This is a genomic window from Moorena sp., assembly GCF_982860115.1.
Genome location: NZ_CEYLVT010000297.1, coordinates 1 through 7941, shown reverse-complemented (window position 1 = coordinate 7941; position 7941 = coordinate 1). Strand labels below are relative to the sequence as shown.

The window sequence follows — 7941 nt, the reverse complement described above, 5'->3', positions numbered from 1 at the left end:
ATGGAGCCGATCTGGTAATTAAAAAAGGGGATATAAAGGCTGTTGTTCAAGCCAAAATACAACAAGGTAGCGTAGGGATTAAGGCCGTTCAGGAAGTAACAGGGGCAATTGGCTATTATCAGGCGAACCTGGGACTAGTTATCACTAATAGTAAGTTTACAGAACCTGCAAAAAATCTGGCAGCTAGTAATAAAATTGAGCTTTGGGATAGGGATAATTTTAAAAAAATAATTAAAAAAATATATATATCAGGGTAAACCCATTTATTTTAAAAAAAATATATATAATAAAAACGTAAGCATATGAGCTACGCGCAGGCTATGCGAACAGCTAATGCTTACCTTGCTTTTGCTTAAGGGAGTATGTTCACAATTAAAATAAAAAGGTTATATCATCTCAGGGTAATTACCCTTAATAAAAATCTCCCCATCTCCCCATCTCCCCACACTCTCGATTAATTATGGGTATTCAACCAGACTTGATATTACTTGTGTACTAGACAACGAGAGGTTGCTTTAATCCCTTCAATCACCCGCTCTAGGTCTTCAGTGGTAAGATTGGAACCAGAAGGTAGGCAAAGACCATGCTCAAATAAATCTTCTGCGATCGCACCACCAATAGAGTGACACTCAGCAAATACAGGTTGCAAATGTAATGGTTTCCATACAGGACGGGTTTCAATTTGCTTTGCAGCCAAAGCCAGGCGAACCTGCTCTCGATCTGCTCCAAAGGCATCAGGGTTAATGGTGAGGCAAGTTAACCAGCGCGTGGCTCGTCCATAGGGGGCTTCTGGCATAAATTCTATTCCTGGCAGCTCTGCCAAGGCTTCCTGGTAAATCTCGAAGTTACGCCTTCTCGCTGCTACTCTTTGATTCAAAACCCGCAATTGACCACGACCAACTCCAGCTAAAATATTGCTGAGGCGATAGTTGTAGCCAATGTGTGAGTGCTGGTAATGGGGGGCTGGGTCTCGGGCTTGGGTTGCGAGAAAACGAGCTTTGCTGACAAAATCAGGATGGTTTGAAACCAACATGCCGCCACCAGAGGTAGTAATAATTTTATTGCCATTGAAGGAGTAAATACCAATTTCCCCAAAGGTTCCGGGAGAGCGACCTTTGTAGGTGGCACCTAAGGCTTCAGCAGCGTCTTCAATCACGGGAATCTCGTAGCGATCGCAAACCTCTAAAATCGGATCAATATCAGCACTTTGACCATACAGATGAACTAAAACCAAGGCTTTAGGTAATTTCCCCAGTCGAGCCCGCCAATCTAGAGCTTGCCGCAGTAAGTCGGGATCCATATTCCAGCTAGTGCGATCGCAGTCAATGAACACTGGCTTGGCTCCCAAATAAGTAATTGCGCTAGCAGTAGCGATAAAGGTAAGGGTAGAGCAAAAGACTTCATCCCCTGATTTAACCCCAACTAGCCGTAGCGCTAGATGCAAGGCTGCTGTGCCAGAACTAACAGCAGCCCCATGGCGAGTACCCACAACTTGGCAAAATTCTTGCTCAAAAGCATCCACATGGGGACCCACTGGCGCAATCCAATTTGTTTTAAAGGCTTCTTTAACAAACTCCAGTTCCTGATCACCCATGTGGGGTGTAGACAAAAGAATTGGTTTATTCATAGGAAAATAATTATTAATAAAACTGCTGTACTAATGACTACAACGATAGGCGGGGAAGAATTTGGACTGGAGGAGTTTGTCTGGATCAGTGTTTAATGCTTTGGCTCGTAAATCAACGAGATAACTATACTTTTCTTGATCAGTAATTAAACGTAGTGTCAGGAAGGTGTGTCTTTGCTTGGAGAAACCCGCTTTGAAATTGTAGAGACTATCTTTTGCTCCTCCTACACCACCGCCAAGGTGCAAAAATTCATTGCCCCGTTCTTTAGCCCAGAGTCGGACAAAATCTGTTTCTAAAACACTTGGAGATTGTTTATAAAACTGGGTTTTAGTTCCACCCAGGACAGCTTGAACGATGCCACAGCATTCTGTGTAAATACCAGCGGATATGATTTGATTATCCAGTTCAACGATACAGAGGTGAAGTTGCTCTCCTAGTATCTCTAACAGTCCGACAAAGTAATCATAGTTAAAATAATAAAACCCTGAAGCACCTACCCGATCCATAGTCTCTTGATAGACTTCAATAAATTCCTGAATGTAGTCTTTAAATGGAACCATTCTGGCTGTCATCCCAGCACGCTTACACTTATTAATCTTATTGCGATGATCTTTGCGGGTATGACTCCATATTTCAGACTCAGGGAGTGTTAAATCAATGGAGATTGTCTCGCCATTGAAGGTAAACGGGTTAGGGTTAAATAATTCATTAATGTTATGATTAAGTATGGGATGAAGTCGCAAGAAGGCTGAACATACTCCCTTGACAGATAACACACGTTTGAATTCAGCCATTGCTGCATCAGGAAACCCTGGTGTGCTAGCAGCTGCCTCACTTAATAAAATTCCTGGATAACCATAGGGAGAGACCACATCAAATAAATCCCCTGAGTCTTGATCGCAAATGTCATCACATTTGCGCAGTAAATAAGGAACGAAGAAAATTTTATCTCCATCGGCTATTACAATTGCTTCCGGTATCCCTTGATTTCGTCTAGACTCTAGAGTAAAATAGTCGGCTATATGATAGATATCATGACGTAATTGCTTTAGGGTTTCTCCCCATAACGGGCTTAAAAAATCAATGATTTTACTATCCATACTTTTCTATAAAAAACTAATGATTAAATTTGCTACTATTTCAAAACGTTATTCAAACTTAAAACACTATTTATGACTTACGCAGTTAAACCAAAAATCAAGGGTTTCAGCTATAGGGAACAGGGAACAGCGGATCTGGGAACAGAGGGTTAAAGAAATTTTATATATCTGAATGCGTAAGTCCTGTATTGCTACATAATAATCACCCCATCACCTGATTATCATCTTGTAGCAGGAATAAATTTAATTGGTATTAACAAGAGGGAGAGCTCCCCTGAAACTCACTTAACGTAGAGTGGGTTGGGTTAACAATACCTTCGCGCTTGGTCACTTTAATAAAGGTTAGAAATAGGATTTTCAAATCAAGCCAGAGATTCCAGTTATCAACGTACCAAACATCACATTTGAATTTATTTTCCCAACTAATGGTGTTGCGACCATTAACCTGTGCCCAACCCGTAATACCAGGTTTCACCTCATGGCGGCGTGCTTGTTCACAATTGTAGCGATCTAAATACTCCACCAGTAAAGGACGAGGTCCGACAAAACTCATATCCCCTTTCAGAACATTCCAAAGTTGAGGAAGTTCATCTAAACTGGTTTCCCGTAGAAATTCACCAATTGCGGTCAGGCGTTCTTCATCGGGAAGTAGATTACCATCGCCGTCGCAATTATCAGTCATGGTGCGAAATTTATAGAACTTGAAAATACGACCATCTTTCCCCGGTCTTAGTTGGGTGAAAACAATTGGCCTTGCCATACTGAAGTAGATTGCGATCGCAATAATTAGGATAACAGGCGATAAAACAATCAGAGTGGTTGCGGCAACAAATCTGTCAGCAAAATCTTTAATTAGTTGTTGTAAGTTATTGCTAGTAATTTTTTTAGTCATAGTTCAAACAATTTTTTTATCTTATTAAATAAAAAATATAACGTTTGAACTGGGATGTGTTGCCACAATGGCTATTACTAGTTATTAAGTCTTAGGTATTAGGTATTAGGTATTAGGTATTAGGTATAATAGCAATCCGTGTAGGAATTGTAATAAGTTTTGTTCCTTGCTCCGTGCTCCCTGTTTTATACTCCCTTCTCCCTGTTTCCTACTCCCTACTCCCTACTCCCTATTCCCTATTCCCTTTGTTATAGTGATTAATGACTAATCATGCACACACTTAAAATCCCACGACTTGTATAACGTGGGATGATTTAATATCAAAGATATTCACTTGGAGATGGGGATATGGGGAGATCAGAAGCTCGGGAAATGAAATTGATGTGTAACCGTAATCAGCGAGAATTGGTATTATCCCCCCGAAGATCGGCAGGTGGTCAATCTTAAAGCTTAAACAAAAACTGCTTGAATTAAGCCCATCTGTTTACATAGAGTCATTGTAAACAGGCCAAAGTCCAGTGCCTAAAGGTGTCAAAATGCGATCGCTTATTGCTTCACTATACAAAGTCTCATGGAGTTCCAGAATGTTTTGTAAATCATAAGCACTCATGTGCTCCCGTCCACGTTTGCCCATAGCTAATGCGTCTTCAGGATGGTCTAATACCCAGGTCATGGCCTGAGCGATTCCCTTGATATCCCCCACCTCAACCAAAAGACCACAGTCTCCTGCCAGCAAATCCCTAGTGCCACGGATATTAGTCCCAATCACTGGTGTTTCCAGGCACAAGGACTCCATCACACTTCTAGGAAGTCCTTCTTGTTCTGAAACCAACAGTGTTGCGATGGAGGCTTGTATCAAAGTCGGAATATCCCGGCGGAAACCAAGGAAATGTACCTGATGTTTAATGCCTAGAGCTGATGCCAAGTCTTGCATTTGTTGAGTCCACTCTTCATCTCCATCTCCGGCCAATGCCAAGTGGACATCAGATCGCTCCAAACAGGCAAATGCCCTTAAAATATCTTGATGATGCTTGCGAGGGATAAACTCAGCAACTGACAAAAATAGTGGATTTTCCGGTGCTATTCCCAGCTCATCGTACACCCCCATTACCTCAGCTACAGGAGTCGAATCAAAATTGTAGTATTCCAAATCAACACCGATTCCTGGCATATAACGAATCTGTTTTGGTGGCACGATATTATAGTGCTTAGCTGCCTCTTTATCCTCATGATTAATTACTACTAAATAGTCAGTCCAATGTCCAGCCAATTTTTCCAATGTCAGAAACAAAGCATTTTTTAAAGGTTGCCCCCCACGATAGAAGTGAAAGCCATGAGCCGTGTAAATTATCCTGGGTTTTCCCTGCTTTATTAAACCCCTTAGAGCATAACGAGTAATAAAAGCCGCTACTGGAGTATGTACATGAACAATATCATAGTTCTTTTGAGCAATTACTTCTTGGATAGTTCGCGGAGCCAACAGTAGATTCTGTGGATCCAAGGGATTGCGTGACCACTGCACATCCCAAACCTGGTCAAAAGCTGCCAAGCATTCCTCACAAGCCGAAACTCCCTGAGCCATAGCATCGACTTGCCAGCCTTCAAACCGGAAGTGGTGAGCCAAGGGAAGCAGGAAGCCACGGATTGTATCCGGAATAGTAGTTATGATTAAAAGTCTATTCATGATTATTTATTACTCAATACTAGTTATCTTGGTTTACAAGAATTAAAATCTCCCTAATTAGCTATCAGGATTAATGACTGACGCAATCAGCATTATTTTTAAGCTAAAATCAGTTCATATAAACTTTCATATTGAGCGACCACTGAGTTTATAGAAAAGGAATCAATAATTCTAGACCTTGCTGCTTTTCCTAACATTTTCCTACCTTCATTACCCATCAAAATTAGCTCTTTCCAAGCCCTAGCCAATGCTTCTGAGTTTCTTGGGGGTACCACTCGTCCGGTATTACCCACAATCCAGGCTGAATCACCCACATCTGTTACCACACAGGGAACACAACTCGACATAGCCTCTCCAATAACTAAAGGAAAAGCTTCCCCATAGGCAGAAGCCAGAGTATTAATATCTAGAGCAGCAGTAAGGCGAGGAATATCACTGCGTTCTCCTAGTAAGTGGATATGATTCGATAGTCCTAAGTCCTGAATCAACGAACATAAAAAATTATTATTTTGGTCAACTTCTGTGCCAACCATAATAAAATGTACATCAGTAAAATCTTTGACTAATAATGAAGCAGCCCGGATAAAATTAGGGTGATCCTTCATGGGATGATAACGACCAATCAATCCGATTAAAACCGATTGCTCAGACAACCCTAATTCAGAACGAAAACCTGCTCTAGCTTCCAGGGATGGTTTAAATAAAGACGTGTCAAATCCATTCGGAATTACACAGCTGTTTTGCGAAGAATATCCCAACGCTTCATGCTGTAATTTACTTTGGTTAGATACAAAGCAAATTCCCTGGATAAATTTAGAAATAATAGCACCACTTTTAATCAGAGATGCTGTCATTTTATTCTCAGAGGACAAGGAAGAAACTGAATGATGAATGCTCCACAAAAGTGGAATTTTATGGGTATAAAAACTACTAGCTAATTTGGCAGCTATATTTCCGTGATACATCCATCCCTGAATTAGGTCAGGCTTGAGAGTATTCACCGTATTAATTAACTTAGACAATGCTTTCAGGGTTGGAACCTTTCCTGGTTCAAGACCAATATGAGCAACAGGTATACCCAAAGATTCAATGCGATCGCCTACCGTATCACGCCCCATTAGAGACAGTACCACTGGACTAAAGCGGTTTCGGTTGATCTTGGATAGGAGATGATATAACATCAACTCCGCACCTCCTATAGAGACTCCAGTGGTAAGATATAGTATTTTCATAGTTTATAGTTCTTTTTCCAATAAACCTTGCTAACGAAAGATAGTAATAGACCCATAGCCGCAAAAAACCAAAAATTAGCAATTAGGTAAGCCTCTGGGTCACCAAAGGTAATAAAATCTATCCAGGTTACAGCTGTTAAAATATAAACAAATGGCATCCAGTAGATTGTATGTAGCTGATTATTAAAAATAGTTTGTAGATAACGACCAATCCAACCAAAACTCAACGATATAATAATTAGTCCGATCCAAGACATACTATAGATACCAAAGGCCAGTATACCTGGTGGGATAGCAAACTCATTGGAGCCTATGATATTTGCTGTATTCTCAAAGGATAGGGTTTCTGGGAACTCCATATTAGTCAGACGCTCCGGTATTAAGGAAAGCACTCCATAGTAGATATCCAGAAATAGCCGCATTGGATAATGATTATTAAAAGCTGCATCTAGGGAATGAACTGGAAAGACAAAGTTCTCTACTAGTTCGATAATGCTAAAGCTTTCATTGGAACCACTGTCCAGAGATTGTCTAAAGCGTTCCACCACAGCAACATAGCCATCTGGCAAAGCGCTTAAGCTAAAAAACAGGGTTTTGCCGTGAATCAGAAACAGAGCAGCACTAGAGACAAAAGTAAGGGTAAAAGTCAAGGAAAATTTGCCAGTTTTTAGGACATAAACTAAATAAAAACCGATAATGTATCTGACAAAAGGAATACGCCCAGCTGTTAAGGTTGCTGAAATCCAGGAAGCGACTACAGATAGCAAAAATAAACTAAATAGAATGAATTTACCTTTTTTTAGGTTGCTAAAAAATACCAGGGCGGCCAATAAATAAGAGGCAAAGAATGAAAAGAACATAAAATTCTTAAAAAAAACCAGGTTGCCACTTTCAACCGTGGTTGAGCGAATCAGGTGGCTTTTAGCAAGGGCTACCATAACGCCACCATACTGAGAGCCATAGATTTGAATAGATAGACAAGAAAATAGCAGCAGAAAAATAGCAAAAACAATCACAACCTTGTCACTATAGCTCTTGATAGTAATCGTTTTACCGAATTTTTCAGCTGACTTAGAATAGAAACCAATAACAATCAGAACGTATCCCACAAATATAGCAATAACTGTTTGTGGGTTGTCAGTGTATAAGGTATTTCCCCAGTTCAACTCATGCCTAGCATTTTCTAGGTTAGCTGATAAGACAAATCCTGGAAAAGCATAGACAAGAAAGAAAATCAAGTTAGCCAAGGTCAGGAAATCCAACTTACCGGTTTTTTTTCGTTTTATTTCTGTAAGGAACATACATAAGATGAGTCCCAAGTAAGCTGTGGCTAACATAGTCAATTATTTCTATAGCAAAGGGAGTAGGGAGTAGGGAGTAGGGAGTAGGGAGTAGGGAGTAGGGA

General features: G+C 40.4%; 7 protein-coding genes. 1 reads left to right on the top strand and 6 read right to left on the bottom strand.

Going from position 1 to position 7941, the window contains the following annotated elements; genetic code table 11:
* Nucleotides 1-257: restriction endonuclease (locus tag AC4II3_RS29645; protein ID WP_488029713.1), on the top strand; the 257-nt coding region annotated here is incomplete at its 5' end.
* 227 nt (nt 258-484) lie between these two features.
* Here the strand turns inward: AC4II3_RS29645 and AC4II3_RS29640 are convergent.
* From AC4II3_RS29640 to AC4II3_RS29615, 6 genes are all read right to left on the bottom strand, one after another.
* On the bottom strand, nt 485-1627 hold the full coding sequence (locus AC4II3_RS29640) for a DegT/DnrJ/EryC1/StrS family aminotransferase (protein ID WP_488010921.1): 1143 nt from the start codon (nt 1625-1627) through the stop codon (nt 485-487).
* 30 nt (nt 1628-1657) lie between these two features.
* Complete coding sequence (locus AC4II3_RS29635) at nt 1658-2728, bottom strand: peptidoglycan bridge formation glycyltransferase FemA/FemB family protein (protein WP_488010923.1); 1071 nt, start codon at nt 2726-2728, stop codon at nt 1658-1660.
* 253 nt (nt 2729-2981) lie between these two features.
* The gene (locus AC4II3_RS29630) at nt 2982-3620 is read right to left on the bottom strand and encodes a sugar transferase (protein WP_488010925.1); all 639 of its coding nucleotides are present in this window, start codon (nt 3618-3620) and stop codon (nt 2982-2984) included.
* 484 nt (nt 3621-4104) lie between these two features.
* Nucleotides 4105-5304 (bottom strand): glycosyltransferase family 4 protein, encoded by a 1200-nt coding sequence (locus AC4II3_RS29625; protein ID WP_488010927.1) that lies wholly within the window; start codon nt 5302-5304, stop codon nt 4105-4107.
* A gap of 98 nt (nt 5305-5402) precedes the next feature.
* Nucleotides 5403-6536, bottom strand: a complete 1134-nt coding sequence (locus AC4II3_RS29620) for a glycosyltransferase family 4 protein (RefSeq protein WP_488010929.1) — start codon at nt 6534-6536, stop codon at nt 5403-5405.
* The gene (locus tag AC4II3_RS29615; RefSeq protein ID WP_488010931.1) at nt 6533-7837 is read right to left on the bottom strand and encodes a hypothetical protein; all 1305 of its coding nucleotides are present in this window, start codon (nt 7835-7837) and stop codon (nt 6533-6535) included. Before AC4II3_RS29615 ends, AC4II3_RS29620 begins: the two co-directional genes overlap by 4 nt.
* Nucleotides 7838-7941 lie beyond the last annotated feature (104 nt).

Bases quoted from the DNA above. Each gene is read 5' to 3' on its own strand.
- AC4II3_RS29640 (WP_488010921.1), bottom strand. From the start codon at position 1,627: ATGAATAAACCAATTCTTTTGTCTACACCCCACATGGGTGATCAGGAA.
- AC4II3_RS29635 (WP_488010923.1), bottom strand. From the start codon at position 2,728: ATGGATAGTAAAATCATTGATTTTTTAAGCCCGTTATGGGGAGAAACC.
- AC4II3_RS29630 (WP_488010925.1), bottom strand. From the start codon at position 3,620: ATGACTAAAAAAATTACTAGCAATAACTTACAACAACTAATTAAAGAT.
- AC4II3_RS29625 (WP_488010927.1), bottom strand. From the start codon at position 5,304: ATGAATAGACTTTTAATCATAACTACTATTCCGGATACAATCCGTGGC.
- AC4II3_RS29620 (WP_488010929.1), bottom strand. From the start codon at position 6,536: ATGAAAATACTATATCTTACCACTGGAGTCTCTATAGGAGGTGCGGAG.
- AC4II3_RS29615 (WP_488010931.1), bottom strand. From the start codon at position 7,837: ATGTTCCTTACAGAAATAAAACGAAAAAAAACCGGTAAGTTGGATTTC.